Origin of the sequence: Blastococcus goldschmidtiae, from assembly GCF_031845325.1 — a bacterium.
In the GTDB taxonomy this organism is placed as follows: domain Bacteria; phylum Actinomycetota; class Actinomycetes; order Mycobacteriales; family Geodermatophilaceae; genus Blastococcus; species Blastococcus goldschmidtiae.
The window spans coordinates 91,294-117,986 of record NZ_JAVREI010000002.1 but is presented as its reverse complement, the minus strand read 5'-3'; the positions used below and the strand labels follow the sequence as shown (position 1 = coordinate 117,986).

The following is a 26,693-nucleotide window of genomic DNA, read 5'->3' as shown; positions in this document are numbered from 1 at the left end:
ACCCCCTCCCCTGGATCGCGGGCTCGTACCCCTGGAGTGTCCACCCATGCCCGCGCATCCCGGCGCCGGGCGCGTGCGTCGACCGACGTCCGGGACGGGCGGCAGCCGACGTCCCGGACCGGCACCGGAACTCCCGCCCGCATCGGGCGCCGGCGTGCCAGTGTCGACGCATGGATGCCGTCGCGGTCCGCCCGGCGACGCCGGCCGACGCCGATGCGGTGGAGGACTACCACCACCGCTGCTTCGTGATGACCTACGCCGGCCGGCCGTCCGCCGGCGGGTTCCAGCCGCCCGACCGCGCGGGCACCCGGCAGCAGCTCCACGACTGGTTCCGGCCGGGCTCCGACTGCACGACGCGGGTGGCCGTGGCACACGGCACGCCGATCGGGCACGTCACGATCAGCGGGCACCGGCTGGTGCACCTGTTCGTCGATCCCGACCACCACGGCACCGGTCTCGGCCGGCGCCTCCTCGCGCTGGGCGAGGCGATGCTCGCCACTGTCGGCCACACGGAGCTGGAGCTGCACACCCGGGTCGAGAACCACGCGGCGATCGCCTTCTACGGACGTGCGGGGTGGGTCGTGACCGACCGCGTGATCCACACCGTGGAGCACGGCATCAGCTACGACGAACGGGTGCTCGTCAAGCACATGTCCTGACGCCGACCCGGCATCGCGCCCCGGCCACCGTTCGCCGGGCGGAGGAACCGGCCTCACAGCGCAGGCGTCGATCCCCGGGCACCGGGCACCGGACACCGGGCACGGCAAAACTGTCGTACCTCGAACGTATGTTCGGTCCATGTCGGCGACCGTGGTGCAGCGCTCCGTGGTGGAGGGCGTCCTGGTCGGCTGGCTGATGCAGCGTCCGCCGTCGGTGCAGCGGCTGCCGGTCGAGCTGCTCTCGGCCGAGCAGGTGGCCGTGGAGCTGCAGCGGGTGCAGGCCCGCAAGGCGATGGACGCCGCCTACGAGGCCGAACTGGTCATGGCGCTGGCCGCCGCCCGGCCCGACACCGATGATCCGCCGCCGGGGCATCCCGGTGCGCGGCGGCGCGGTGGCGGGTCGCCGGTGCCGGGCACCTCGGAGTTCTTCCCCGACGAGCTGGGGATGGTGCTGAACTGCTCCCGGTCGTTCGCCTCCCGGACGGCCGCGCAGGCCTATCAGCTGGTGGAGCGCATGCCCGCGGTGCACGCCGAGTGCACGGCCGGCCGGCTGGACCGGTACCGCGCCGGGGTGTTCGCCGACGTCCTCACCACGGCCTCGGACGAGGTCCTCGCGGCCGTGGTGCCCGCGGTGCTGCCCCTGGCCGCGGGCCTGTCGCCGGGGAAGCTGCGCAACCGGCTGGTCGCTGCGGCGGAGGCGGCGGATGAGGAGTTCGCCGAGCAGCGCCGCATCGACGCCGAGCAGCGCGCCGCGGTGCGGCTGTACCCGACGACCGACGGCATGTCGGCGCTGACCAGTGAGCTGCCCGCGCCGGTGGCCGCGGCGATGTGGTCCACGATCGATCAGGCCGCGCAGCTGGCCGCCACCGGCGGGGACGACCGGCCGATCGGCGTGCTGCGCGCCGAGGCGCACGCCGCGCTGGTGCTGCGCTCCTGGAACACCTCCCGCCCGGCGATGACCGGCCACCTCACGATCACCGCACCGCTGTCGGCCCTGCGCCGCCCGGACTGCCCGGACTGCCCGGGCACACCGGACCAGGGGCATGCGGTGGGCAGCGCCTGGAGCCGAGGGGCGGAACGGGCCCGTGGTCAGGCGGTGGATCGAGCGGCGGCCGGCGAGGCGACGCCGACCGTGGACGGCACCCCGATCACCGCCGCCCACCTGCGCGAACTGCTCACCCAGCTCAGCGCACTCGGCGTGCAGGCGCCACCCGGCGGCAGCCTGACGGTGGCCATCACCGACGACGACGGCGCACTGCTGGCCACCGCCACCGCCACCGAACTCGCCCGGCTGGCCCGCGGCTGCCGGATGCACGGGCGGGACGTCGCCTGCGAGTGTCCGGTGCTGGGGCCGCCGCCCGAAGCGACCGGCTACGTACACACCCCCGCGCAGGAACGGTTCATCCGCATGCGCGACCGCACCTGCCGTCACCCCGGCTGCGGGCAACCCGCCGGACGCACCGACGCCGACCACGTCCTCCCCTACGACTGCGGCGGCCGCACCACCTGCCAGAACCTCTGCTGCCTGTGCCGCACCCACCACCGGCTCAAGACCTTCGCCCGCGGCTGGCGCTTCCAGATGCGCCCCGACGGCACGCTCAGCGTGACCACCCCGTCCGGCATCACCCGGACCACCCGACCACCCGGCCTGGTGCACGCACAACGCGCGCTCCCGGCGCCACCACCCACACCGGCCGACGACACCCCGCCGCCCTTCTGAGGCCGCTGCGGGGGGTACGCGTGGTGCCGGGTTCTCTGGGGCGCCGAGGGCTCCGTTCACCTGGGTGCGTCGAGGAGTTCCGTCATGGCCGTCAGGCCGAAGAACCGGGCCGTGTCCCGCGCCGTCTGGTCGCCACGGTCGGGGTCGGCGCCGGCAGCCAGCAGCCAGCAGCCAGCAGCCAGCAGGTGCCGGATGCCGCCCTCGGCCTGCTTGAACATCGCCGCGGCCAGCGCCGTCTACCCCTTGTCGCTGACCCGGGCGTGGTCCGCACCCCGGGCCAGCAGGGCCGCCACCGTGTCGCCGTGACCGTGGTACGCAGCGAGCGTTAGGAGGGTGTCTCCCGCGTCGTTCGTCAGGTCGACCGGGACGCCGGCGTCGACGTAGGCCGCCAGCACCTCGGTCTCGCCCTGCCGCGCCAGGTCGACGAGGTGACCCGCCTGGACGGTTCCGGTGGACGAGCCGCCGATGCTCGTGGCGGGCATCGTAGGAGGCAGCGGCGGCGCGGCGGACGGCCCGGACGGGCGTACTCGGCGTCCGTCCGACGGGCCGGACACGCGCGCACCGCGCCCCGCCGGCGTCTGGAACGGAACGCGCCCGGTCGGCGCCAGGCGCGGACCGTGCCCGGGTCAGGCAGAGGCGGGTCAGCGAGGCGCGTCGAGCAGCTCGGTCATGGCCGTGAGGTCGAAGAACTGCGCGGTCGCCCGGGCGCTCTGGCCACCCAGGTCCGGGTCGGCACCGGCCGCGAGGAGGTGGCCGACGGTCTCGGCCGACTGCTTGAACACCGCCGCGGCCAGCGCGGTCTGCCCCTTGTCGTTGACGCGCGAGTGGTCTGCCCCGCGCGCCAGGAGCGCCGCGACCGTCTCCGCGTGGCCGTAGTACGCGGCCAGCAGCAGGAGCGTGTCGCCCTTCTCGTTGGTCAGGTTCACCGGGGCACGCCGGTCGATGTAGGACACCAGTTCCTCGGTGTAGCCGAACCGCGCCAGGTCGAACATCCGGCGGGCCACCTCGAGCAGCTGGGGGTCGATCTGTCCGCTGGTCACGTCGCCCACCCTAGGAGTCCAGGCCCAACTTGTAGCCCCGGTGCGACGCGACGAAGCCGAGCCGCTCGTAGAAGCGGTGCGCGTCCGGACGCGCCTGGTCGGTCGTGAGCTGCACCACCGCGCAGTCGCGCCGGCGGGCCTCCGCGAGCGCCCAGCGGAGCAGCGCCTCCCCCAGTCCGTCGCCCCGGCGGTCGGCACGGACGCGGACGCCCTCGACCTGCGCCCGCAACGCCCCGCGGCGGGAGAGCCCCGGCAGGAAGGACAGCTGCAGGGTGCCCACCGCCTCGGCGCCGGCCAGCGCCACCACCAGGAGGTGGGCCGGATCGGCGTCGACCAGCGCGAACGCCCGCCGGTAGGGCTCGAGGCCACCGTCGGCGGATTCCCGCAACGCCCCCAGGGGGTCGTCGGCGAGGAGAGCCACCAGCGCCGGCAGATCCGCGGACACCGCCCGGCGCACCACCACCCCGGGGACACCGGGCAGCGGCCCCCACGCGACGTCGTCCACACCGCAGAGTGTCCCGCAGACGGCCGGAGCGGCATGCGCCCCGGCCGGCCGCGGGAGCGGCTCAGCCGGTGGCCGGGCGGATGCCCCGCTGGTCGGCGTTGGGCGCCGCCTTCGCGACCAGCCCGGGGAGGACGTCGTCGAGCTCCTCGACCGTCCACCGCGCGCCCTTGTCGACGCCGGGACCGGCCTGCCACCCCTCGGCGACGCTGATCATGCCGCCACGGACGTTGAACACCCGGCCGGTGACCTCCCGCGCCGCGGGCCCGGCCAGCCAGACGACCAGGGGTGCGATGTTGTCCGGCGCGGACGGGTCGAACGCCTCCGGATCCGGCTTCTCCCGGTCGGGGCGGAGGTTCTCGGTCATCCGGGTGAGCGCGGCGGGCGCCACCGCGTTGACCGTGACGCCGTACCGCCCCAGCTCCATCGCGGTGATGACCGTGAAGGCGGCTATGCCGGCCTTGGCGGCGCCGTAGTTCGACTGGCCCTGGTTGCCGTAGATGCCCGAGGACGACGTCGTGTTGATGACGCGGGCATCCACCGGGCGGCCGGCGCGGTGCTCCTCCCGCCAGTAGGCGGCCGCGTGGCGCAGCGGCGCGAACGTGCCCTTGAGGTGGACCTGGATCACCGAGTCCCACTCCTGCTCGGACATGTTCACCAGCATCCGGTCGCGCAGGATGCCGGCGTTGTTGACCAGCACGTCCAGTCGGCCGAAGTGCTCCACGGTCGACCGCACGAGGCGCTCCGCGGCGGCGAAGTCCGAGACGTCGTCCCCGTTCGCGATCGCCTGACCGCCCAGGGCCCGGATCTCGTCGACCACCTCACCCGCCGGGCCCGTGGACCCACCCGTGCCGTCCACGTCGGCGCCGAGGTCGTTCACGACCACGGCGTAGCCCTGCCGCGCGAACTCCAGGGCGTGTCCGCGCCCGATGCCACGGGCCGCACCCGTCACGATGACCACGCGTTGCTCGTCGGACTGCATCAGGCAGCCTCCTTCTCGTCGGTGTCCCCTAGAATCCTGTTCCAGGATTGCCGGCGTCAACCGGCTGGGCCGCCGTGAGGGCGACCGCTCGACCTCCGAGGGGATGCATGGCTGCCGACGCGCGCACCACGAGCAGCGAGGTCGCCGCACCCTCACCGGCCGCTCCGGAGCCGGTCGGCGTCGAGGCGCCCGACGAGCGCGCGGTCATGAAGGAGGCCTGGCGGGCGCTCTCGGTCGTCAGCCTGGCCAGCGTCTTCTCCGGGATGTCCGGCAGCGCGCTCAACGTGGCCCTGCCGACCGTCGTGCGCCACTTCGACGCCAGCGCCACCGCGGCCAGCTGGATGTTGCTGGCCTTCATGCTGGCCAACACGGTCATGATGATCTTCTTCGGGCGGCTGGCCGACATGTTCGGCCGCCGCCAGATGTACCTCATGGGCCTGGCCACCTTCACCTTCGCCAGCTTCCTGTGCGGTCTGGCCCCCAACGCCTGGGTGGTCGTCGGGCTCCGCGTGCTGCAGGCCGCGGGCGCGGCGATGCTGCTGACCAACAGCGCCGCCATCGTCACCGCCGCCTTCCCCCGCGCCCGCCTCGGCCAGGGCATGGGCATCTACCTCGCCTCCTTCTCCGTCGCCCAGCTGCTGGGCCCCACCGTGGGCGGGGTGCTCGCCGAGCACGCCGGCTGGCGATGGGTCTTCTGGTTCAACGTGCCGGTCGGGCTGATCTGCCTGGCCTGGGGGGCGTGGGCGCTCCCCCGCGTCGCCCGGGCGGGAGAACGCCAGGGCATCGACGTGACCGGGAACCTGCTGATCCTGGTGGCCCTGGGCAGCGGCCTGGCGGCACTGTCCCAGGCGACCACGCTCGGCTGGACCAGTTGGCTGGTCATCGGCGGGCTGGTCGTCTTCGTCCTGGGCATGCCGACGTTCGTCCTCTTCGAGCGCCGGGTGACCCACCCGCTGGTCGACATGACGCTCTTCCGGAACCGGCCGTTCGCGCTCGGCCTGATGGCCTCCTTCCTCAACTCGACGTCGCAGGCGGGCGTCCTGCTGCTCTTCTCGCTGTACTTCCAGGCCGTGCAGGGCGTGGATCCGCTGACCGCCGGCCTGCGCGTCCTGCCACTGGCGGTGGCCACGCTGGTCTTCTCCTCGTCCTCGGGCCTGTTCCAGCGCTGGATCGCACCGCGCGCGCTGGCCGTGGTGGGTAACCTCTGCACCGGCGCCGGCCTGGTCGTGCTCGCCTGGTCGGTGATCACGGAGGCCGACTACGTCGCCATCGCCGCCGGTCTGGTGCTCGCCGGTGCCGGGTCGGGGCTGTTCATGCCGTCCAACACCACGGCGCTCATGGGCGACATGTCCCACGAGCGGCTGGGCATCGCCAACGCGATGCGGCTGATGCTGCAGCAGAGCGGGTTCGTGCTCGGCACGGCCGTGGTCCTCTCCGTGCTCACCGCGCCGCTCGCCCCCGAGCTGCGGCAGTTCGCGTTCGCCGGCACGTTGTCCGACGTGTCGGCCGAGGGGTTGGCCGACCTCCTGACCGGCTACCGGTGGACGCTGTTCACCATGCTCGCGCTCAACACCGCGACCGTCCTGACCTCGCTCGCCGCGCTGCGCGCGAGCAGGCGGCGACTCCGCGAGGAGGTCACTCCCCCCGAAGGTCCGACAACCGCCGGATGATCGCCAGGGCGCTCTCGGTGACCGCCACGGCCTGCTCCTCGGTCTCGCAGCCGATGATCTGACGGCCCGCCTCGCCCATCGCCGCGGTGAGGATGGAGACCAGGAGCCGGTCGGCCGGCCCGGTGCCCACCGCGAGGAGCACCGCGTTCTGCCGGACCCAGTCGTTGCGCCGGCGGCTGCGGACGAGGAAGAAGCCGGGCGGCCCGTCGCCGTCCAGGAACAGGCGGGCCAGCGCCCGGCGCTCCCACGTGGTCTCGAGATAGGCCCGCGCCCCCACGAGGAACAGCTCCGCCGGGGCGGTCGTGCCGCCACGCCGGGCCAGGGCGACCGCGGTCGCCGCCTGCTCCTCGTACGCCGCCTGGTGGTCCTCCCACACGGCGAGGAAGAGCTCGGACTTGCCGCCGTAGTGGTGGTACAGGCTGCCCACGCTCAGCCCGGCGAGCTCCACGACGTCGGCCACGCTGCACTCGGCGAAGCCCTTCTGGGCGAAGACCTCTCCGGCTGCCGTGATGAGCGTGCGGCGCGTGTCGGCGGTCCGGCTCCACTGCCAGGCACTGCCCTGCGGCTGCTCGCTCGTCCGCACCCGGCCCACACCCCTCGACCCGACGACACGCGACTGCCGCGAGACTACTGGCGCGTAGCGGTCTGCGTCACCTCTGCGTCACGGAACGCGGTCCCTGGGACTCCGACGAGCCCCTTGCAAAAGAAGTTAGAAACCTGAATGGTTAGCGGCTGTGATCGAAGCCACGCCCACCGGTGCGCGGACGGTGGCCCGCCTGGCCCGGTTCGTGGAGGTGGCTCTGGCCGAGTGCGATCTCTCCATGCCGCAGTACCGGCTGCTCAGCCTGCTGTCCGAGGGCTCGGTGAACGCCTCCACCCTCGCTCGCCGGCTGGTCGTGAGCCGTCCGAGCGTCACCGCACTCGTCGACGGCCTCGTCGCCCGCGGGATGGTCGAACGCGGCACCGACCCGGCCGACCGCCGCCACGTCACCCACCTGGTGACCGCGCGCGGGCACGAGGTGCTCGCCGAGGCCGACCGCACGGCCGCGGCGCGGCTGCAGGACCTCTCCGCTCACCTGTCCCCCGACGACGTCCCCGCCGCGCGCGCGGGTCTCGCCGCCTGGGGCCGGGCGCTCGACTCGTACCGCGAGACCGCAACGCGCGCGCGCCACTGGCCCTCGACAGGAGACACCATGCTGCCCACCGCATCCCAGCAACCCCCCGCCGCCGCACCCTCGGCCGACGTGCAGGCCCTCGTGGAGCGCGCCGCGGCCACCGGCACGCTGGGTGCCCTGTGGGCCGCCCGGCAGCCGGACGCCCCGGCGATCCGCTCCGCGCACGGCGACCGCAGCTTCGCCGAGCTCAACGGCCGGGTGAACCAGCTCGCCCGCGCGCTGCGCGCCCGGGGCCTCGGCGCCGGCGACTCGATCGCCCTCATCAGCGCCAACCGGCCCGAGTCCGTCGAGACGCTCTACGCCGCCCAGCGCTCCGGGCTGCGGCTCACGCCGGTCAACTGGCACCTCACCGCCGACGAGATCAACTACATCCTCCGCGACTGCGGCGCCCGCGCCGTCGTCGTCGACGGCCGGTTCGCCGACACCGTCGGCTCGGCGCTGGACGGCGTGGAGGCCCGCGCCCTGCTCGTCGTCGACGGTGCCGGCGAGCGGTTCGAGGACTACGAGCAGGCGCTGGCCGGCGAGTCGGCCGAGAACCTCGAGCACCCGGTGCTCGGCACCACCATGGCCTACACCTCCGGCACCACCGGGCGCCCCAAGGGCGTGCACCGCTCCGCCGCTCCGGCCGCCGGCGCCGCCGCCTCGGAGTTGGCCACCCTCGTGGCCGAGGCCTCCGCCTACGTGCCCGGGCAGGACCTCAACCTGGTCACCGGCCCCCTGTACCACTCCGCGCCGCTGCTCTTCTCGCTCAGCATGCCCCTGTCCCGGGGCGCCGGTGTCGTGCTCATGGACAAGTGGGACGCCGAGGAGACCCTGCGGCTGATCGAGCAGCACCGGATCACCCACACCCACCTGGTGCCCACGATGTTCCACCGGATGATCTCGCTGCCGCAGGAGGTCAAGGACCGGTACGACCTCAGCAGCCTGCGCAACATCTGGCACGGGGCCGCCCCCTGCCCGGTCCCGGTCAAGCAGGCGCTCATGGACTGGCTCGGCCCGATCGCGTGGGAGTACTACGCGGCCACCGAGGGCTTCGGCTCGGTCGTCTCGCCGCACGACTGGCTCGCCCGCCCCGGCACCGTCGGGCACCCGACGCCCGGGCACATCCGGATCCTGGACGAGGCCGGCGAGGACCTGCCCGCCGGCGTGCCGGGCACCATCTACCTGCGGGCGCCGGAGACCGGGCGGTTCGTCTACCTGGGCGACGAGGCCAAGACCTCGTCGTCCTACCTCGGCGACTACTACACCCTCGGGGACGTCGGCTACCTCGACGAGGACGGCTGGCTCTTCCTCACCGACCGCAGCGTCGACCTGATCATCTCCGGCGGGGTCAACGTCTACCCGGCGGAGGTCGAGGCCGCGCTCATCACCCACCCGTCGATCGGCGACGTCGGCGTCATCGGTGTGCCCGACCCCGAGTGGGGCGAGTCGGTGAAGGCCGTGGTGGAGCTGCAGCCCGGCTACGAGGCCTCCCCCGAGCTCGCCGAGGAACTCAAGATGTGGGCCCGCGAGCGGCTCGCCCACTTCAAGTGCCCGCGCACGGTCGACTTCGTCGAGGAGTTGCCGCGCACCCCGTCCGGAAAGCTGTCCAAGCGCGTCCTGCGGGAGAACTTCCGCCGGCAGGCCGCCGCCGGCGCGGACGCCTGAGAGGAACGACATGCCCCTGACCGTCCGACCGATCCCGACGCTCGACGAGCGCATCAACGACATCCGGATGCGCACGGCCGAGATCGTGAACAACGACATCCTCCCCAACGAGCAGGCGCTCCGGCGCTCCGGCCACGGCGGCTACGTCGACGACACACAGCCGGCCGTCATCGACGCCAAGGCGCTGCGCGAGGAGATCAAGCAGAAGGTCCGGAGGGCCGGGCTCTGGGCGCCGCACCTCCCCCCGGAGTACGGCGGCATGGGGCTGGACTTCCTCGCCCACGCCTACATGAACGAGGTCCTCGCCTACGCCACGGGCGCCGCGGCCCTGTTCGGCGTCGTCGCCCCCAACTCGGGCAACCAGAAGATCCTGCTCAAGTACGGCACCGACGAGCAGAAGGAGCAGTGGCTGCGCCCCCTCGTCGAGGGCGAGATGGAGTCCGGCTTCTCGATGACCGAGCCGGAGAATCCCGGTTCGGACCCGCGCTCGCTCACCACGACCGCCGTCCGCGACGGAGACGAACTGGTGCTCAACGGGCACAAGTGGTTCACCTCCAACGGCCACGCCGCGGACTTCTTCATCGTCATGACCCGCGTCGTCGAGGCCGACCACGACCCGGCCTCGGGCCGGGGCCAGATGGCGCAGCTGATCGTGCCGACCGACACCCCTGGCGTGAACATCGTCCGGGGCGTCGGCATCTGGGGCCGGTCGACGTCGGACCACGTCGAGGTCCGCTACGAGAACGTTCGGGTCCCGGCCTCGAACCTGCTGGGGGCCGTGGGCCAGGGCCACCAGGCCGCCCAGGACCGGCTGGGCGCCGGCCGCGTCTTCCACTGCATGAACTCGATCGGCCAGATGTGGCGCGCTTTCGATCTCATGGTGGAGCGGGCCACCACCCGGACCGTGCACGGCGGGCCGCTCCAGGACAAGCAGTTCGTCCAGGGCTTCATCGCCGACAGCTACATGGACATCAGCGCCGCCCGGCTGATGACCATCCAGGCCGCCGAGCGCGTGGCCCGCAACGACCGGGGCGCCCGCACCGACATCTCGTCGATCAAGGTGTTCGTGCCCGCGGCCTACTCACGGGTCGTGGACCGGGCCATCCAGGTGTGGGGGGCGGCCGGGGTCTCCAGCGACCTCCCGCTGTCCAGCATGTACCTCGGCGCGCGCACTCTGCGGCTCGCCGACGGACCGGACGAGGTCCACAAGGTACTGATCGCCAAGCACGTGCTCGACCGGTACGCCACCGAGGGCGGCTGGGACTTCGGCAACTGACGACCCGCCGGCCGGACGCCCGTCCCCGGCAGATGACTTGTCCACTCCGTACGACTCCTGAGAGGTTCACCCCATGCTGATGCAGTTCGACAAGGAGCAGGAAGAGCTGCGCCGGACCCTGCGCCGCTTCCTCGAGACCAAGTCCTCCTCGGAGGAGGTCCGCCGCCTGATGGAGACCGAGGAGGGCTACGACCCCGCGGTCTGGAAGCAGATGGCCGACCAGCTGGGCCTCCAGGGCCTGGCCATCCCCGAGGAGTTCGGCGGCTCGGGCTTCGGCATCCTGGAGACCGCCCTGGTCACCGAGGAGATGGGCCGCGCGCTGCTGCCCGCCCCCTACCTCGCCACGGTCCTCGGCGCGAACCTGCTCCAGCTGTCGGACGACCAGCAGGCCAAGGCCGATCTCCTCCCCGGCATCGCCGACGGATCCGCCATCGCCACCGTCGCCCTGGCCGAGGCCGACGGCGCCTGGACGGCGGAGAACCTGCAGACCCGCGCCACGAAGTCCGGTGACGGCTGGACACTGGAGGGCCAGAAGTCCTTCGTCCTGGACGGCGCCACCGCCACGCTGCTGCTCGTCGTCGCGGAGACCCCGGGGGGGCCCAGCGTCTTCGCGGTCGAGGGCTCGGCCGCCGGCCTCTCCCGCCGGGCACTGACCACCCTGGACATGACGCGCAAGCTGGCCGAGGTCGGCTTCTCGGGCACGCCGGCGCGTCTCGTGGGCGCCGAGGGCGACGCCGCGACGCTGATCCCCCAGCTGATGCGCATCGCGGTGGTCCTGCTCGCCACCGAGCAGGTCGGCGGCGCCCAGCGCTGCCTCGAGCGGACCGTCGAGTACGTCAACATCCGCTACCAGTTCGGCCGCCCGGTCGGCAGCTTCCAGGCGGTCAAGCACCGCTGCGCCGACATGCTGCTCGAGGTGGAGTCCGCCCGCTCCGCGGCCTACTACGCCCTGTGGGCGCTGGCCGAGGGCGCCGACGACGCCGAGATCTCGGTCGACCTGGCCAAGGCGTACTGCTCGGAGGCCTACTGGATCGCGGCCTCGGACTCGATCCAGCTGCACGGCGGCATCGCGTTCACGTGGGAGCACGACGCGCACCTGTACTACCGGCGCGCCAAGTCCACGAGCCTGCTGTTCGGCACCCCGACCGAGCACTGGGACGCCGTGGCCGAGAAGCTGCTCGCCTGACGCACCGCGCCTCCCGGCCCCCGTGCCCGCCTCCGGGCGGGCACGGGGGCCGTCGCACGTCCGGGGCCGGTCGCTGGTCCCGGCCGGCTCATCCCGAGCGGCTCATCCGGAGCGGTCGTCCTCCGGGCTGTCGTCGAACCGCGGATGGTCACCGGGCGCCCGGTGGGCCGAACGGCTAGAACGGGGGCATGTGCCACGACCACGACAGCCGGCCCCCCGCCCCACCGCGCAGCGGGGAGGTCGTCGAGCGCGCCTCCCTCACCCTGACCGCCGAGGACGGGACGCGGTTCGCCGCGGGCTACGCCGCCCCGGCCGGTACCCCGCGCACCGGTGTGGTGGTGCTGCCGGACATCCGGGGGCTGCACCCGTACTACGTGGCGCTGGCCGAGCGCTTCGCCGAGGCGGGCGTGGCCGCGGTCGCGATCGACTGGTTCGGCCGGACGGCGGGCGTGCCGGAGGACGGGACGCGGGGCGAGGACTTCGGCTGGCAGGAGCACATCCCGCAGACCACCACCGCCGGCATCGACGCCGACATCGTGGCCGCGATCGCCGGCCTGCGGGATCGGCACGGCGCGGACCTGCCGGTCGTCACGGTCGGGTTCTGCTTCGGCGGGAGCCACTCGTGGCGGCAGTCCGGCGGCGACCTCGGCCTCGCCGGCTGCGCCGGCTTCTACGGCCGCCCGTCGCTGGTGGGCGACGCCGCCGCCCGGGCCGCGCTGCCCACGGTGATGCTGATCGCCGGCGACGACAAGGCGACCCCGGTGGAGGACCAGCTCGCGCTGGCCGAGACGATGCGCGCCGCCGGCGCGGACGTGGACGCCCCGGTGTACGACGGCGCGCCGCACTCCTTCTTCGACCGCGCCTACGGCGACTGGAGCGACGCCTGCCGGGACGCCTGGGAGCACGTCCTGGCACTCACCGACCGGGTCGCACGAGGCTGAGCCGGTCCCTCGGTCCGCCGCGGAGTGCCCCGACTCACGACCGCGGCCGGACGGACCAGTTGCCTGGTCCGCCCGGCCGCGGGACGCGCTCCTTGCTGCAGTACTCAGGCGGTGGCAGTGGCTCCAGCCATGTGCCGGCCACCTTCGGACGCCTGCTCCCCCACCAGCGGGAAGTGGCAGGCGACGTACTGCTCCGGCGCGACCTCGCGCATCTGCGGCTCCTGCTCGGCGCACAGATCCTGCGCGCGCGGGCACCGGGTGCGGAACCGGCACCCGCTGGGCGGGTTGACCGGCGAGGGCAGCTCCCCGGACAGACCGGCGTCGGTGTGCTTGGCCTCCGGGTCGGGCTCGGGGATCGAGGCGAGCAGTGCAGCCGTGTACGGGTGGGCCGGATGCGCGTAGAGCGTGTCCGACGGGGCGACCTCGCAGATCTTGCCGAGGTACATCACCGCGACCCGGTCGCTGATGTTCTTCACCACGGCCAGGTCGTGGGCGATGAACACCATGGTCAGCTCGAACTCGGCCTTGAGGTCCTCGAGCAGATTGAGGATCTGGGCCTGCACGGAGACGTCCAGCGCGGACACCGGCTCGTCGCAGATCAGCACCTCCGGCCGCATGATGAGCGACCGCGCGATCGACACCCGCTGGCACTGACCACCGGACATCTCGTGCGGACGCCGCCCGCCGGCCCGCTCCGGGTCGAGCCCGACCTCCGCCAGCATCTCGTCGACCCGCGGGTCGTCGGCGCCCTTGCCCTCCCAGATCGACAGACCCTCGGCCACGATGTCCTTGACCCGGCGCCGCGGGTTCAGCGACGAGATCGGGTCCTGGTAGATCATCTGCAGCTTCGTGCGACTGCGCCGGAGCTCGTCGGCCGACAGGGAGCGCAGATCCTTGTCGTCGAACACGATCTTGCCGCCGGTCGGGCGGGGCGCCTGCATGATCGCCCGCCCGGTCGTCGACTTCCCGCAACCGGACTCCCCGACGAGACCCAGGGTCTCGCCCTTGGCGATGTCGAAGCTGATGCCGGAGACGGCGTGGACTTTCTGCCCCTTCTCCAGGGGGAACTCCACCACCAGACCTTCGACGCGCAGGACGATGTCGTCCTGGTCGTCCCGCAGGTGGGCGGTACCTGTGCCGGCCATCAGGCTGCTCCTGCCGTCGCGAGAACCGTGCTGTCCAAGGGCGTCCCGGCCGCGGTGCGTCCGGCGGCCACGTTGCGCGCGAGCGCTTCCTGGCCGGCCGTCGTCCCCACCGGGAAGTGGCAGGCCGCCTCGTGCCCGGGGGCGTGCGGCGCGAGCAGCGGCGTCTCCGTCAGGCACTTGTCCTGGGCGTAGTTGCACCGCGGCGCGAACGGGCAGCCGGCCGGCGGATCGACGAGGTCCGGTGGCCGGCCCGGGATGGCCGCCAGCCTGGTGTGGCTGGGCTGGTGCAGCCGCGGGATGGACCGCAGCAGACCCTCCGTGTACGGCATCCGGGTGCGGGCGAACAACTCGCGGGTGGGTGCCCGCTCGACGATCCGGCCGGCGTACATGACCGCGATCTCGTCCGCCCGGCCCGCGACCACGCCGAGGTCGTGGGTGATGATGATCAGCCCCATGTTGCGCTCGTGCTGCTGGGTCTCCAGCAGGTCGAGGATCTGTCGCTGGACGGTGACGTCCAGGGCCGTCGTCGGCTCGTCGGCGACCAGGAGCTTGGGGCTGCAGGCCAGCGCGATCGCGATGGTCACGCGCTGGCGCATGCCACCGGACAGCTGGTGCGGGTACTCGTTCAGCCGACGCTCGGCCGCCGGGATCCCGACCGACTTGAGCAGCTCGACGGCGTGCGCCTTGGCCACCTTGCCCTTCTCGCGCAGGTGGATCCCCAGGGACTCGGTGATCTGCTCGCCGATCTTGGTGACCGGGTTCAGCGAGGTCATCGGGTCCTGCAGGATCATCGCCAGCTCGGCGCCCCAGATCGTGCGCATCTCCTTGTTCTTCATGGTCGTGAGCTCACGACCCTCGAAGCGCACGGAGCCTTCACGGATGGTGTTCGACTTGGGCAGCAGGTTCATGATCGACCGCGAGAGCACGGTCTTGCCCGAGCCGGACTCGCCCACGATGCCCAGCGTCTTGCCCCGGTCCACCCGCAGGGAGACGCCGTCCACCGCCTTCACCACGCCTCGCGGCGTGTCGAAGTAGGTGCGCAGGTCCTCTACCTCGAGGAGCGGTTCGTTCGCCCGGCCTTCCAGCTGCGCGGTGGTCACAGGTTGCTCCCTCGGACATCGAAGCGGGTGCGGAGCTGGTCGCCGACCAGGTTGAGCGACAGCACCGTGAGGAACATGGTGATGGAGGGGATGAGCACGACGTGCGGGGCCTCGCTGAGGTACCGCTTGCCGTCGAAGATCATCCCGCCCCAGGTGGGCGCCGGCTGCTGGACGCTGAGTCCGAGGAAGGCCAGCGTTCCTTCCAGGACGATCACCACGCCCATCGCCACCAGACCGAACGCGGCCACCGGGAGCACCACGTTGGGCAGGATCTCCCGCGCCAGCACGCGCGAGTTCTTCGCCCCCATCGTCCGGGCGGCCCGGACGAACTCCCGCTCGGCGACGGCGAGCGTCGTCGCCCTCGCCACACGGGTGTAGATGGGGATCGAGAGGAACCCGACGATCAGCGAGATCACGACCAGGCTGCGGCCGACGAAGGCCAGCAGCAGCAGCAGCAGGACCAGCGCCGGGAACGCCAGGATGATGTTGATGATGGTCATCAGGACCGTCTCGATCCTCCCGCGGAAGAACCCCGAGATGATCCCGAGGAATCCGCCGACCACCATCCCGATGGCGACGGCCGTGACGCTGATCGTGACCGAGACCCGGGCCCCGTGGACCAGGCGGGCGAGGGTGTCCCGGCCGAGGCCGTCGGTGCCGAGCCAGTGCTCCGGCCCCGGCAGCGCCAGCTTGTTGATCACGTCGGGCGTCAGCGGGTCCTTGACCGGCAGCAGGTCGGCGAAGAGGGCGCAGATGAGCACCACCACCAGCCAGACCGTCGCCAGCCAGAAGACGAGGCCGAGGCCCTTGCGCTTCTTCCGGGCGGGCCCGGCGTTGACCGCCGAGGGATCGGTGTGGAGCGGATCCTTCGGATCGGCGTTGTCAGGGGTGCCCGGATGAGGAGCACCCAGCACTGGGACGGGGGTCTGCACCTCCGAGGCACCCTCGGCACGCGAGCCGGCGGGTGATCTCGGCGAATCGTCAGACTCGTGCCGCACTACGTCCATGAGAAATCCTCGGGTCGAGGTACGAGTAAAGGATGTCGACGGTGAAGTTCACGACGACGTAGCTGACGGCGATGACCAACGCCACGCCCTGGACCATGAGCAGGTCGCGCACCAACACCGACTCCAGCAGGAGGCGTCCGACGCCCGGCAGGGCGAACAGCGTCTCGACAACCACCGAGCCGCCGATGATCGCCCCGACCTGCACGCCTGCGACCGTCATCAGCGAGAACGACGACGGGCGCAGAGCGTGGCGGAACAGGATCCGCCGGTTGGAGACGCCCTTGACGCGGGCCATGGTCACGAAGTCCTGCTGCAGCGTCCCGATCATGTCCGTGCGGAGCAGCCGGGTGTAGACCGCCATCTCCGCCACCGCGAGCGACAGCGCCGGTAGCAACGCCGAGCGCAGGTTCTGCAGCGGGTCGTCGGTGAAGTTCACCCAGCCCGTGGCGGGCAGGAAACCCAGCCACACGGCGAAGATGAGGATGAGGAAGATCGCCACCATGAAGTTCGGCACCGCGAGCAGGCCGAAGCTCGTGCTGCTGATCAGCTTGTCGGTCCGCGTGCCGGCCCGGTAGGCCGACAGCATCCCGACCGGGATCGCGACCGCCAGCGCGATGAGGATGGCGAGGACGCCGATCTCGGCGGTGACCGGCAGCCGGTTGAAGATGGCCTCGCTGACCGGCTGGTTGGTCCGGTAGGAGCGACCGAAGTCGCCGGTCAGCGCGTCACCGATCCAGTGCAGGTAGCGCACGGGCAGCGGGTCGTCCAGGCCGAGATCGGCCCGGACGGCCGCGATCGCCTCGGGGGTCGCGGCCTCTGGCCCCAGGATCTGCAGCGCCGGGTCACCGGGCAGCAGGCTGGTCATCAGGAAGGTCAGCAGCGACACCGCGAACAGGGTGGCCAGGAGCGACGGAAGCCTGCGTAGGAGGTACACGGGCGCTTACTCCGTCGTCCAGACGTGACCCCACATGACCTGGGAGCTGGCCGCGCCGACGGTGATGGAGCCGCCCTCGAGCCCCACGGATGCGAGCGCCCGTATCCACGGGCCTCTCATCGGGCGCCGATGTCCTCGCATGTAATTACTCCTTGACCAGTGTTCGTACCGGCACAGCGACGAGGCCGGCGGATGGCGCGTCGATGTGCGAGCGCCCACAGCGCGTGCTGGGAGTCTGTCCTACCGGAGTGGGCTGCGTCACTAGGCGCCTCGCCACTCTCGCCGGGGGCCGGACTATGCGATGCGCACAACGTGGCGGTGCGGTCCGGAGAGGGCCGCGACGAGGCCCCCACCCGCTGCTCTCCCGGCCGCAGTCCCTCGTGCTCGCCGGTGTGCCGCCGCAGTCGCTGCGGCATGTCCTCGTGCGCCCGTCATGTGCCCCGGGATGCACGGCGGCCCGGGCGTGTCCGCCCGGGCCGCCGTGTCGAGCGAGGGACTACTCGGCCATCCAGACGTGGCCCCACATGGCGGTCGCACCGGGGACACCGTTGCCCGGTGTGCCGTCGGGGAACTCCCAGCCGCCGACGTTCTTCACCTCTTCCTGCACCGCGATGTCGGTGAGGGTGTAGCCGGTGAAGAGGTTCGGCACGTTCTCCGAGACGTCCAGGCTGATCTCCTCGACCGCCGCCTGGCGCTCGGCCAGGTCGGTGGTCGTGCGCAGGATTTCCAGGTTCTCGTCGATCACCGCGCTGGTGTAACCGGTGAAGTTCAGCGGGCCCGGGGTGAACGCCTGGCTCAGCGTGACGTAGGGATCCGACTCGGAGCCGACCCGCCAGCACTGCACGTCGTAGTCCTTCGCGATCCCGTTCTGGATGTGGGCGGCCTGCTCGACCGTGTTGAGCTCGACGTCGATGCCCAGGGTGCTCCAGAAGGACTGGTAGAGCTGGGACAGCTCGTTGAGGCTCGGGTCGGGCGGGCAGTTGTAGGTGAAGGAGAGGTCGGTCCCGACGGGCTGGCCGTCGGAGCGCTGCGGGTCGTTGATGTACTCGTCGTAGAGCTCCTGCGCCCGCTCCGGCTCGTACGTGGGGAAGGCTTCGGCCGCCTCTTCGGAGTAGAAGGGGCTGTCCGGGCTGAAGTACTGCGTCGCGTCCGGGGTCAGGCCGGTGCCGCCGACGACGTCGATCAGGGCCGGCTGGTCGATGGCGTATGCCAGGGCCTGGCGCACCCGCACGTCGTCGAACGGCGGCTTGCTGGTGTTGATGATCGAACCGCCGCTGTTGTTGCCCAGGTACTCGTAGTTGTCCACGCCCTCCAGGTCGCGGGCCCGGGCGATGGTGCCCTGCCGCAGGGACTGCATGGCCTGGATGTCACCGCTCTGCAGGCTGGCCAGCCGGGTGTCCTCGTCGGGGATCGGCCGGAAGGTGATCCCGTCCAGGTAGGGCAGGCCCTCCTGCCAGTAGTTCTCGTTCCGCTCGAGCTCGAGCGCGCTGTCGCGCTGCCAGCTGACGAACTGGAACGGGCCCGTGCCCACCGGGTTGGCGCCCGCATCGGGGCCGAACTCGGCCGCCGCGGTCGGCGAGAACGGCCAGCCGGGCGAGCCGGTCAGGATGTCGGGGAAGGCGGCATTGGGCTCGTCCAGCACGTACCTCACGGTGAGGTCGTCCACGACCTCCAGGGAGGCGCCGGCCAGGAGCGCCGTCACGTTCGACGTCGGGATCGTGAGGTACTCGTCCCAGATCGTCTTCAGCGCCTGGGCGTTCAGCGGGGTGCCGTCGTGGAACTGGACGTCCGGGCGGAGCGTCAGCGTCCACTCGGTGAGGTCCTCGTTGGGCTCCATCGACTCGGCGAGGTAGGGCTTGAGCTCGCCGTCCTCGGTGCGCTTCATCAGCGGGTCGTAGAGGGCGTAGGCCACCGAGATGCCCGGGTTGCTGAACGCCCCCTCGCCAGGCAGCCAGCTGTTGGTCTCCGCCTCCAGGCCGACCTCCAGGGTCCCGCCGGTCACCGGGTCACCCTGCTCGGAGAAGTCGTCCTGCCCGACGGCCTGCGGCGTGCCGCCATCGTCGCCACCGTCGTCGCCACCGCACGCGGCGGTAGCGAGCAGCAGAGCTGCCAGACCGGCGGCTGCCAGCGGTCGACTCCAGGGGCCTCTCGTCAAACGCCGATGTCCTCGCACGTGATCACTCCTCAACCAGGTTTCGCCAGCACGACGACGCGCCGGGGACCGGCGCCTCGCGGTGCGCGCCCACAGCGCGTTGGAGGAGCATGGACGAGTTCGTGAGCCGCGTCACCAGTTGTTGCCGTCCTGTTACACAACCGGGCCTGGAGCGCCTCGGGGACGACAGCGGCCCGAGCGATGTCTCGCTCGGGCCGCTGCGTGGATCTACCGGGTCAGTCGTTCACCGGATGAGTGGTTCACAGGTCACTCGGTGACCCAGACGTGGCCCCACATGATCTGGGCACTGGCGGCGCCGTTGCCCTCGGTGCCGTCCGGGAAGGTCCAGCCGTCCAGGTTCTTCACCGCGTCACGGGTGGCCATGACGGTCAGGGTGCCCGCGGAGAAGGTGTTCGGGACGTTCTCGTTGAGGACCTCGCCGATGGCCTCGACGGCCGCCTTGCGCTCGTCGATGTCGGTGGTGGTCTTCAGGATCTGGAGCTGCTCGTCGATCTCCGGGCTCTGGAACGCCGTCATGTTGAGCGGCCCCTCGGTGAATGCCTGGCTGAACACGACGTAGGGGTCGCGGTCAGCGCCGACACGGGTGCAGCCGGCCTCGTAGTCGCGGGCGAGCATGTCCTGGATCCAGGCGGCCTGCTCGGTCTGCTGCAGCTCCACCTCAGCACCGATCGCGCCGAAGAAGGCCTGGTAGAGCTGGGACAGCTCGTTGAGGCTGGGGTCCGGCGGGCACTGGAAGGTGAACGAGATGGGGTCGCCCACCGCCTTGCCGTCGGAGCGCTCCGGGTCGTTGACGTAGTCGTCGTAGAGCTCCTGTGCCTTCTCCACGTCGTACGTCGGGTAGCTCTGCTCGAGGGCCTCCGAGTAGTACGGGCTGTCCTTGCTGAAGAACTGCGTCTGCGGCTCCGTGACACCGGATCCGCCGAGGACCTCGATCAGGGCCTCCTGGTCCATGGCGTGCGCCATGGCCTGACGCACCCGGACGTCGTCGAACGGCGGCGTGCTGACGTTCATCGTCATGCCGCCGGAGTTGCTGCCCAGGTGCTCGAAGTTGCTGACCCCGTCGAGGTCGCGGGCGCGCACCACGGTGCTCTGCCGCAGCGACTGCATCACGTCGATGTCACCGCTCTGCAGGCTGGACAGCCGGGTGTCCTCGTCCGGGATCGGGCGGAAGGTGATCTCGTCCAGGTAGGGCAGGCCCTCCTGCCAGTAGTCCTCGTTCTTCTCGACCACGAGGTTGCTGTCGCGCTGCCAGCTCACGAAGCGGAACGGTCCGGTGCCCACCGGCTGCGAGCCGGCGTCCTCACCGGCAGCCGCGGCGGCGGTCGGCGAGAACGGCCAGCCGGCGGCGAGGACGAGGTTGTCCGGGAACGCGGCGTTGGTCGCGGCCAGGCGGTAGACGACGGTCAGGTCGTCCACGACGTCCAGGGACGTGACCTCGCCGAGCGTCGCGGCCAGGTTGGAGCCGGGGGCCGTGAGGTACTCGTCGAAGATCGTCTTCAGCGCCTGGGCGTCCAGCGGGGTGCCGTCGTGGAAGGTCACCCCCGGGCGGAGCTTCAGCGTCCACTCCGAGAGGTCCTCGTTGGGCTCCATCGACTCGGCCAGGTAGGGCTTGACCTCGCCGTCCGCGGTCCGCTGCATCAGCGGGTCGTAGATCGAGTAGGCGACGTTCACGCCGGGCTGGTTGAACGTGCCCTCGCCGGGCAGCCAGCTGTTCGTCTCGGCCTCCAGGCCGACCGTGATGGAGCCGCCGGTGACCGGGTCGCCGGCCTCGGCGACGTCGCTGACGGCGCCGGCCTCGACGTCCCCGCTCCCGTCGCCCCCGCTGCCGCAGGCGGCGCTGCCCAGCAGGAGACCCGCGAGGCCCACGGATACGAGCGCTCGCTTCCACGGGCCCCTCATCGGGCGCCGGTGTCGTTGCATGTCTGAACTCCTCGACCAAGTTGCCTGTGCCACTCCGACGGCATGCCGCGGCAGGCGCGTCGAGGTGCGGGCGCACGGAGCGCTTGATCGGAGTCTCTCCCGCGAGTGTGCGGAGAGTCATTGGGCGCCTCGCCATGGTTACCGAGGGTGACACCCGGCGATCCGCACAGCGGGGGCGATGTGCTAGATCGGCGCGCAGGGCACGGCGGCCCGGGCGTTGATCCGCCCGGGCCGCCGCGTGGTGCGAGGTGCTACTCGGCCTTCCAGACGTGGCCCCACATCGCGGTGCCGTCGGGCGTGCCGTTGCCCTCGGACCCGTCCGGGAAGACCCAGCCGTCGACGTTCTTCACGGCGTCGTCCACCGCGACGACGGTCAGCGTGCCGCCGGTGAACGTGACCGGCACGTTCTCGGCCAGCACCAGGCTGATCGCCTCGGCCGCCGCCTTGCGCTCCTCCACGTCCGTGGTCTCACGCATGATCGCGAGGTTCGCGTCGATCACCGGGTCGGTGAACTCCGTCACGTTGGGCACGCCGGGGGTGAAGGCGCGCTGGAAGACGTAGTACGGATCCCGGGCACCGCCGTGCCGGGTGCAGCCGGCGTCGTAGTCCCGGGCGACGACCTGCTGGACGTAGGCCGCCTGCTCCACCGCTTCCAGCTCGACCTGCATGCCCAGCGCGTTCCAGAACGACTGGTAGAGCTGGGACAGCTCGTTCAGGCTCGGGTCGGGCGGGCAGGTGTACGTGAAGGAGATGGGCTCTCCGACCGGCTTGCCGTCCGAGCGTGTCGGGTCGTTGATGTAGTCGTCGTAGAACTCCTGCGCCTTCTCGGGGTCGTTCGCCGGCCACGCCTCGGCCGCCTCCTCCGACCAGAACGGGTCGTCCGGCCCGAAGAACTGGGTGGACGGCGGGGTGAGTCCGGAACCACCCAGGACCTCGATCAGCGCCTCCTGGTCCAGCGCCAGCGCGAGCGCCTTGCGCACGCGCAGGTCGTCGAAAGGTGGCCGGGCGGTGTTGAAGTTCGACCCACCGCTGTTGTTGCCGAGGAACTCGTAGTTGTCCACACCCTCGACGTCCCGGGCGCGATCCACGGTGCTCTGCCGCAGGGACTGCATGGCGTCGATGTCACCGCTCTGCAGGCTGGACAGCCGGGTGTCCTCGTCGGGGATCGGCCGGAAGGTGATCTTGTCCAGGTGCGGCAGCCCCTCCTGCCAGTAGTCCTCGTACTTCTCGACGACCAGCGCGTTGTCCCGCTGCCAGCTGACGAACTCGAACGGTCCGGTCCCCACCGGGTTCGAGCCCGCGTCGTCACCGGCCGCAGCCGCGGCCGTGGGCGAGAACGGCCATCCGGCCGGGTCGCTGAGCAGGTCGGGGAAGGCCGCATTGGGCGCCTTCAAGGTGTACTTGACGGTGAGGTCGTCCACGACGTCCAGCGAGGTCACCTCGGCCAGGTTCGACGCCAGGTTCGAGCCGGGCGCCACGAGGTACTCGTCCCAGATCGTCTTCAGCGCCTGCGCGTTCAGCGGCGTCCCGTCGTGGAACGTGACGTCGGGACGCAGCTTCAGCGTCCACTCGGTGAGGTCCTCGTTCGGCTCCATCGACTCGGCGAGGTAGGGCTCGACGCCGCCGTCCGGGGTCCGCTTCATCAGCGGGTCGTAGATGGCGTACGCGACGTTGTACCCAGGGTTGCCGAAGTTGGCCGTCCCGGGGAGCCAGCTGTTGGTCTCGGCCTCCAGGCCCACGGTGATCTCGCCACCGTCGACGGGATCCCCCTGGTCGGAGACGTCGACGACCGCCCCGGCATCGGCGCGCTCGCTGCCGCTGCTGCCGCCCCCGCCGTCGCCGTCCTCGGAACCGCAGGACGCCGTCGCCATCAGCAGGCCCACGATCCCTGCGGAGGCGAGGACGCGACCTGACCGGCGCCACCCTCCCCGCTGCGTCTGTACGCGCATTGTCCACCCCTCGACGTTGCCCACCAGCAGGGACGGCGGCCCGCGAACGGCCGCTCCCCTGTTGTCCGCGCGCTGCTCGCGCTGGAGGGAGTGTCCTCCCTCACAGTGATCGACGTCACTAGCCGTCATGCCACTGACACGGGGGGTCGGACTATGCGGACCGCACAACGCAGGCTCGGCACGCGGGGCGGCGGTCGTCGATCAGGTGCTGCCGGCGTCGCCCAGGACGGAGGGCTCGAGCAGCCGCAGCGCCTCGACCGCGACGAACAACCGCGCCACGCTCCGCGGGTCCTCCAGGGACTGACCGCTGAGCTGCTCCAGCCGGGCCAGCCGGTTGCGGACGGTGTTGCGGTGACAGAAGAGGAGGCGTCCGGTCTCGGTCGAATTGCCGTTGGTCGCCAGCCAGGTGGCGAGCGTCGCCAGCAGGGTCTGCTGCTCCGCGTCCGGAAGCTCCATGACCGCGCCGAGCAGGAGCCGTGAGACCTCGGTCGAGGTCTCGACCGAGGAGGCCAGCAGCGCTGCCACCGGGTCGTCGTCGATGGCGGTCACGCCGACCGCTCCGGCCGGCAGGCAGCGGCGAGCCACCATCGCGCGGGCCATGGCGACGGAGCTGTGCAGGGCGTCGGAGTAGGAACGGCTCAGCCCGACCCGGCCCGTCGCCAGGGTGCCGAGCAGCTCGCGGATCGAGGTGACGGTGCGCCACTCGCCGATCGCGACGACGCCGACGGTGCCGTCCGCGGTCGTGCGCCAGGCCGAACGGACGCCGTGGCCGGCGAGGAACTCGTCGACGCCGGGGAGCGCAGGGCGGCCGGCAGCGTCCTGTTCCGCCGAGACCGCGACGTAGGGCCCCTCCTCTGGCAGGCCCAGCCGGGTCAGGCTGCCGCCCAGGCGCGACCACTCCCCCAGCCGGCCGTCGACCAGTGCGTCGAACAGGAGCCGGCGCCGCTCGCGGTCGGCGTCGGTGAGCGCGGTGAGCCCGGCGTCGTACCCGTCGGCCAGCGCCCGGGACTGCTCGTCGAGCAGCGCCCAGAAACCGGCCGACTGCTGCAGGAAGACCGCCATCTCGTCCGGGGCCCGTGCGGCCGCCCGCTCGGCGAGCTCGCGCCACACCACCGACGCCGCCGTCCGCACTCCGCGCAGGACGACCGCCAGCGGGACGCTCTGCTCCGCCCGGCGCCGGCCGAGAGCGGCCATGCCGGCGCTCCCGCGGGACGCCTCCCCCTGCTCGACGGAGAGCCGGCCCAGCGTGGCGTCGAGCTGGGCGCTCACCTCACCGGTCAGCACGGTGGCGTCGAGCCGCCGGCACGCAGGTTCCTCCGCCCGCAGCCGGTCGACCACCTCGCGGGCGAGCGCGGTCACGTCGCCGTCGAGCACCTCCAGGGCGATCGCGGCCAGCACCGGCGGAGCCGGCTCGTCGCCGGGACGCCCGGGCGCGCACGACCGCGCCCGGTCGGTCTCGAGCGGCTCGCGCACTGCGCCTCCGGAGGTGTGGCGCCCGAGGGGTGGGCGCGCGGCACGACGATGATGTCCGAGTGTTCCCCGGCGTCGGCCCGGCGCCGCGAGCGGGCGACGGAAGGACGATTAGTTAGAGCCTTGCACTTTTCCAGGGGAGCACTAGGTTCGGGAGACCCGAGCGCCCGAAGGAGTGCGTATGGCCACCGAGACCACAACGGACGAACAGCTGGACACCACCGCCCACGTTCGTCAGGCCGTCAAGGCTTTCATCGACGAGCACTGGGACCCGTCGGTGTCCCTCAAGACCTGGCTCGAGCGCCTGGCGGACTCCGGCTGGGCGGTGCCGCAGTGGCCCGCCCAGTGGTTCGGCAAGGGCCTGACCAACGACCTGGCCGCGACCGCCTACGACGAGTTCAAGAAGGTCGGTGCCCCGGGGCCGCCGGCGGGCCTGTCGCGGATGCTCGCGGCGCCGACGATCATCTCCCACGGCACGGACGAGCAGCGCGCCCAGTACATCCGGCGGATCCTCGTGGGTGAGGACGCCTGGTGCCAGCTGTTCAGCGAGCCCGGCGCCGGTTCCGACCTCGCCGCCCTGCAGACGCGGGCCGAGCTGGACGGCGACGAGTACGTCGTCAACGGCCAGAAGGTCTGGACGTCGGGCGCCATGGGCTCCGACGTGGGCATGCTCATCGCGCGGACCGACCCCGACGCCGTCAAGCACGCCGGGATCACGTACTTCGCGATCGAGATGGACCAGCCCGGCATCGAGGTGCGGCCGCTGCGGCAGATCACCGGCGAGGCGCACTTCGCCGAGGTCTTCCTCACCGACGCCCGCGTGAGCGCCGACAACATCATCGGTGGCCTCAACAACGGGTGGAACGTCGCCCGCACGACGCTGGCCAACGAGCGCGTCGGCCTGGGCGGTGGCGGCTCCCTCGGGTTCCCGCTGTCGGCGCCGGGCGGTCGCCGGTCGGCGGAGCTCCTCGAGCAGTCCGTCGGGGAGTACATCGAGTCGATCAAGCGCCAGGCGACCGGTGGTCGCGTGCCGGCCATGATGATGGTCCGCAACGGCGAGGCCCTCGCCAAGATGGCCAAGAGCATGGGCCGCGACCAGGACCCGTCCGTGCGCCAGGGCATCGCCCGGGTACACGCGCTCACCTCGCTCAACCGCTGGAACACGCTGCGTGCGCGTGCGGCGGTCGAGGCAGGTGGCCGTCCCGGGCCGGAGGCGTCGCTGGGCAAGCTGATGGTCTCGCGCATCACCCGGATGTCCCGCGACGTCGGCATGGAGATCGCCGGCCCGTCGGGCATGCTCGCCGGCGAGGACGGTCCGCTGCACGGCGCACTGGCTCTCCAGTTCCTCGGCGCTCCGGCTCCGTCGATCTACGGCGGGTCCGACGAGGTCCAGCACAACATCATCGGCGAGCGGGTGCTCGGCCTCCCCCGCGAGCCCGACGCGTCCAAGGACGTGCCGTTCCGCTCGCTGCGCACGGGCACGCAGTCGCAGTAGGCACCGCGCACCGGCACGGAGACCCGTGGCCCGTCCCCGCGAGGGGGGGGGCCACGGGTCTCCGTGCCAGTGCGGGCCCCGGCGGGCCCGCACGGCTCAGGTGTCGGCGGCGTCGCTCGCGGCCTGGGCTCGGCCGCCGAACACCTCGGCGGCGATCTCGCGGCGGGCCTCGGCCAGCCACGTGTGCTGGTCGTCGGCCTGGTCGATCAGCCGCTCGAACAGCCCGGCGTCGATCCGCGGGTCGACCGCGGCGAGCTCGCGCAGCGTCTCGAACCCGGCGCGCTTGGCCAGCACCGCCGTCGCGATGAACTCGAACTCGATGAGGTCGCTCAGGGGCGACCGGGAGACCAGCCGGCCGTTGAGCTTGGCCCGGGACAGCTTCTCCCCCATCCAGACGGCCAGCAGCTTGTACTGGCGGACCGGTGCCCCGAGTGCGGCCATCGTGGCGCGCAGGCCGTCCCGCTCCGCGCGCAGCTCGTCCAGCAGTTGTTCGAGCGGCTGCTCGAAGCGGGTTCCGTGCCAGCGGCCGAGCATCCGGACGACCAGCTCGATGCCGCCCCTCGCCGCGGCCAGGTGGTCGTTGCAGTAGACGCCGAGCAGGTCGGGGTTGCGCGGTGCGCTCCCGGTGGACGACTCGGACACGGTGCCTCCTGACGACGACGGACTCCCGCCATTGTCACGGCCGGATCGCTCCCGCGCGCG

Annotated in this window: 23 protein-coding genes; 8 read left to right on the top strand and 15 right to left on the bottom strand. The window is 71.9% G+C overall.

Annotation, left to right across the window (positions count from 1 at the left end; translation table 11 throughout):
* Nucleotides 1-170 precede the first annotated feature (170 nt).
* Nucleotides 171-659 (top strand): GNAT family N-acetyltransferase, encoded by a 489-nt coding sequence (locus RM425_RS05325; RefSeq protein WP_311344142.1) that lies wholly within the window; start codon nucleotides 171-173, stop codon nucleotides 657-659.
* Nucleotides 660-798: 139 nt separating this feature from the next.
* Complete coding sequence (locus tag RM425_RS05320; protein WP_311344141.1) at nucleotides 799-2,379, top strand: HNH endonuclease signature motif containing protein; 1,581 nt, start codon at nucleotides 799-801, stop codon at nucleotides 2,377-2,379.
* Between the two features lie 56 nt (nucleotides 2,380-2,435).
* Here RM425_RS05320 and RM425_RS05315 read toward each other — a convergent pair whose 3' ends face one another.
* The 5 genes from RM425_RS05315 to RM425_RS05295 all read right to left on the bottom strand — a co-directional run bounded on the left by RM425_RS05315 (nucleotide 2,436) and on the right by RM425_RS05295 (nucleotide 4,903).
* Entirely contained in the window at nucleotides 2,436-2,597 is a 162-nt protein-coding gene (locus RM425_RS05315) for a hypothetical protein (protein WP_311344140.1), read from the bottom strand.
* Nucleotides 2,598-2,615: 18 nt separating this feature from the next.
* Complete coding sequence (locus tag RM425_RS05310; RefSeq protein WP_311344139.1) at nucleotides 2,616-2,861, bottom strand: ankyrin repeat domain-containing protein; 246 nt, start codon at nucleotides 2,859-2,861, stop codon at nucleotides 2,616-2,618.
* Between the two features lie 159 nt (nucleotides 2,862-3,020).
* Nucleotides 3,021-3,419: an ankyrin repeat domain-containing protein gene (locus RM425_RS05305; protein ID WP_311344138.1), complete on the bottom strand. Its 399-nt coding sequence runs from the start codon at nucleotides 3,417-3,419 to the stop codon at nucleotides 3,021-3,023.
* Nucleotides 3,420-3,429: 10 nt separating this feature from the next.
* On the bottom strand, nucleotides 3,430-3,924 hold the full coding sequence (locus tag RM425_RS05300) for a GNAT family N-acetyltransferase (RefSeq protein ID WP_311344137.1): 495 nt from the start codon (nucleotides 3,922-3,924) through the stop codon (nucleotides 3,430-3,432).
* A 61-nt stretch (nucleotides 3,925-3,985) separates the two neighbouring features.
* Nucleotides 3,986-4,903: an SDR family oxidoreductase gene (locus RM425_RS05295; RefSeq protein WP_311344136.1), complete on the bottom strand. Its 918-nt coding sequence runs from the start codon at nucleotides 4,901-4,903 to the stop codon at nucleotides 3,986-3,988.
* 107 nt (nucleotides 4,904-5,010) lie between these two features.
* Between RM425_RS05295 and RM425_RS05290 the strand changes: the two genes are divergently transcribed.
* Complete coding sequence (locus tag RM425_RS05290) at nucleotides 5,011-6,573, top strand: DHA2 family efflux MFS transporter permease subunit (RefSeq protein WP_311344135.1); 1,563 nt, start codon at nucleotides 5,011-5,013, stop codon at nucleotides 6,571-6,573.
* On the opposite strand, the gene RM425_RS05285 is transcribed toward RM425_RS05290, so the two are convergent.
* Nucleotides 6,539-7,156 (bottom strand): TetR/AcrR family transcriptional regulator, encoded by a 618-nt coding sequence (locus tag RM425_RS05285; RefSeq protein ID WP_311344134.1) that lies wholly within the window; start codon nucleotides 7,154-7,156, stop codon nucleotides 6,539-6,541. The genes RM425_RS05290 and RM425_RS05285 overlap by 35 nt on opposite strands.
* Before the next feature lie 151 nt (nucleotides 7,157-7,307).
* Here RM425_RS05285 and RM425_RS05280 point away from each other — a divergent pair, with 151 nt between their 5' ends.
* From RM425_RS05280 to RM425_RS05265, 4 genes are all read left to right on the top strand, one after another.
* Complete coding sequence (locus tag RM425_RS05280) at nucleotides 7,308-9,395, top strand: AMP-binding protein (protein WP_311344133.1); 2,088 nt, start codon at nucleotides 7,308-7,310, stop codon at nucleotides 9,393-9,395.
* A gap of 10 nt (nucleotides 9,396-9,405) precedes the next feature.
* Nucleotides 9,406-10,671: an acyl-CoA dehydrogenase family protein gene (locus RM425_RS05275; RefSeq protein ID WP_311344132.1), complete on the top strand. Its 1,266-nt coding sequence runs from the start codon at nucleotides 9,406-9,408 to the stop codon at nucleotides 10,669-10,671.
* A 73-nt stretch (nucleotides 10,672-10,744) separates the two neighbouring features.
* Nucleotides 10,745-11,857: an acyl-CoA dehydrogenase family protein gene (locus RM425_RS05270; RefSeq protein ID WP_311344131.1), complete on the top strand. Its 1,113-nt coding sequence runs from the start codon at nucleotides 10,745-10,747 to the stop codon at nucleotides 11,855-11,857.
* Between the two features lie 188 nt (nucleotides 11,858-12,045).
* Complete coding sequence (locus RM425_RS05265; RefSeq protein WP_311344130.1) at nucleotides 12,046-12,798, top strand: dienelactone hydrolase family protein; 753 nt, start codon at nucleotides 12,046-12,048, stop codon at nucleotides 12,796-12,798.
* Between the two features lie 104 nt (nucleotides 12,799-12,902).
* Here the strand turns inward: RM425_RS05265 and RM425_RS05260 are convergent, their stop codons facing one another.
* From RM425_RS05260 to RM425_RS05225, 8 genes are all read right to left on the bottom strand, one after another.
* Complete coding sequence (locus RM425_RS05260) at nucleotides 12,903-13,943, bottom strand: ABC transporter ATP-binding protein (protein WP_311344129.1); 1,041 nt, start codon at nucleotides 13,941-13,943, stop codon at nucleotides 12,903-12,905.
* On the bottom strand, nucleotides 13,943-15,043 hold the full coding sequence (locus RM425_RS05255; RefSeq protein WP_311344128.1) for an ABC transporter ATP-binding protein: 1,101 nt from the start codon (nucleotides 15,041-15,043) through the stop codon (nucleotides 13,943-13,945). The genes RM425_RS05260 and RM425_RS05255 overlap by 1 nt, the downstream gene beginning before the upstream one ends.
* Nucleotides 15,040-15,975 (bottom strand): ABC transporter permease, encoded by a 936-nt coding sequence (locus tag RM425_RS05250; protein ID WP_311344127.1) that lies wholly within the window; start codon nucleotides 15,973-15,975, stop codon nucleotides 15,040-15,042. Before RM425_RS05250 ends, RM425_RS05255 begins: the two co-directional genes overlap by 4 nt.
* Nucleotides 15,976-16,024: 49 nt before the next feature.
* Nucleotides 16,025-16,984 (bottom strand): ABC transporter permease, encoded by a 960-nt coding sequence (locus tag RM425_RS05245; RefSeq protein ID WP_311344126.1) that lies wholly within the window; start codon nucleotides 16,982-16,984, stop codon nucleotides 16,025-16,027.
* A gap of 496 nt (nucleotides 16,985-17,480) precedes the next feature.
* Entirely contained in the window at nucleotides 17,481-19,139 is a 1,659-nt protein-coding gene (locus RM425_RS05240; RefSeq protein WP_311344125.1) for an ABC transporter substrate-binding protein, read from the bottom strand.
* Between the two features lie 264 nt (nucleotides 19,140-19,403).
* Nucleotides 19,404-21,023 carry an ABC transporter substrate-binding protein gene (locus RM425_RS05235; protein ID WP_311344124.1) on the bottom strand — a complete coding sequence of 540 codons (1,620 nt, stop codon included), beginning with the start codon at nucleotides 21,021-21,023 and terminating at the stop codon, nucleotides 19,404-19,406.
* A 305-nt stretch (nucleotides 21,024-21,328) separates the two neighbouring features.
* Entirely contained in the window at nucleotides 21,329-22,960 is a 1,632-nt protein-coding gene (locus tag RM425_RS05230) for an ABC transporter substrate-binding protein (RefSeq protein WP_311344123.1), read from the bottom strand.
* A 267-nt stretch (nucleotides 22,961-23,227) separates the two neighbouring features.
* Nucleotides 23,228-24,499 carry a PucR family transcriptional regulator gene (locus tag RM425_RS05225; RefSeq protein ID WP_311344122.1) on the bottom strand — a complete coding sequence of 424 codons (1,272 nt, stop codon included), beginning with the start codon at nucleotides 24,497-24,499 and terminating at the stop codon, nucleotides 23,228-23,230.
* A 178-nt stretch (nucleotides 24,500-24,677) separates the two neighbouring features.
* Between RM425_RS05225 and RM425_RS05220 the strand changes: the two genes are divergently transcribed.
* On the top strand, nucleotides 24,678-25,991 hold the full coding sequence (locus RM425_RS05220; RefSeq protein WP_311344121.1) for an acyl-CoA dehydrogenase family protein: 1,314 nt from the start codon (nucleotides 24,678-24,680) through the stop codon (nucleotides 25,989-25,991).
* Nucleotides 25,992-26,087: 96 nt separating this feature from the next.
* Here RM425_RS05220 and RM425_RS05215 read toward each other — a convergent pair whose 3' ends face one another.
* Nucleotides 26,088-26,633, bottom strand: coding sequence for a hypothetical protein (locus RM425_RS05215; RefSeq protein WP_311344120.1), 546 nt, complete (start codon nucleotides 26,631-26,633; stop codon nucleotides 26,088-26,090).
* Nucleotides 26,634-26,693: the final 60 nt, after the last annotated feature.

Excerpts from the sequence above, each read along its gene's own strand:
- RM425_RS05220 (WP_311344121.1), top strand. The coding sequence starts at position 24,678 with ATGGCCACCGAGACCACAACGGACGAACAGCTGGACACCACCGCCCAC.
- RM425_RS05295 (WP_311344136.1), bottom strand. The coding sequence starts at position 4,903 with ATGCAGTCCGACGAGCAACGCGTGGTCATCGTGACGGGTGCGGCCCGT.
- RM425_RS05260 (WP_311344129.1), bottom strand. The coding sequence starts at position 13,943 with ATGGCCGGCACAGGTACCGCCCACCTGCGGGACGACCAGGACGACATC.
- RM425_RS05325 (WP_311344142.1), top strand. The coding sequence starts at position 171 with ATGGATGCCGTCGCGGTCCGCCCGGCGACGCCGGCCGACGCCGATGCG.
- RM425_RS05315 (WP_311344140.1), bottom strand. The coding sequence starts at position 2,597 with ATGTTCAAGCAGGCCGAGGGCGGCATCCGGCACCTGCTGGCTGCTGGC.
- RM425_RS05320 (WP_311344141.1), top strand. The coding sequence starts at position 799 with ATGTCGGCGACCGTGGTGCAGCGCTCCGTGGTGGAGGGCGTCCTGGTC.
- RM425_RS05270 (WP_311344131.1), top strand. The coding sequence starts at position 10,745 with ATGCTGATGCAGTTCGACAAGGAGCAGGAAGAGCTGCGCCGGACCCTG.
- RM425_RS05275 (WP_311344132.1), top strand. The coding sequence starts at position 9,406 with ATGCCCCTGACCGTCCGACCGATCCCGACGCTCGACGAGCGCATCAAC.
- RM425_RS05290 (WP_311344135.1), top strand. The coding sequence starts at position 5,011 with ATGGCTGCCGACGCGCGCACCACGAGCAGCGAGGTCGCCGCACCCTCA.
- RM425_RS05310 (WP_311344139.1), bottom strand. The coding sequence starts at position 2,861 with ATGCCCGCCACGAGCATCGGCGGCTCGTCCACCGGAACCGTCCAGGCG.
- RM425_RS05265 (WP_311344130.1), top strand. The coding sequence starts at position 12,046 with ATGTGCCACGACCACGACAGCCGGCCCCCCGCCCCACCGCGCAGCGGG.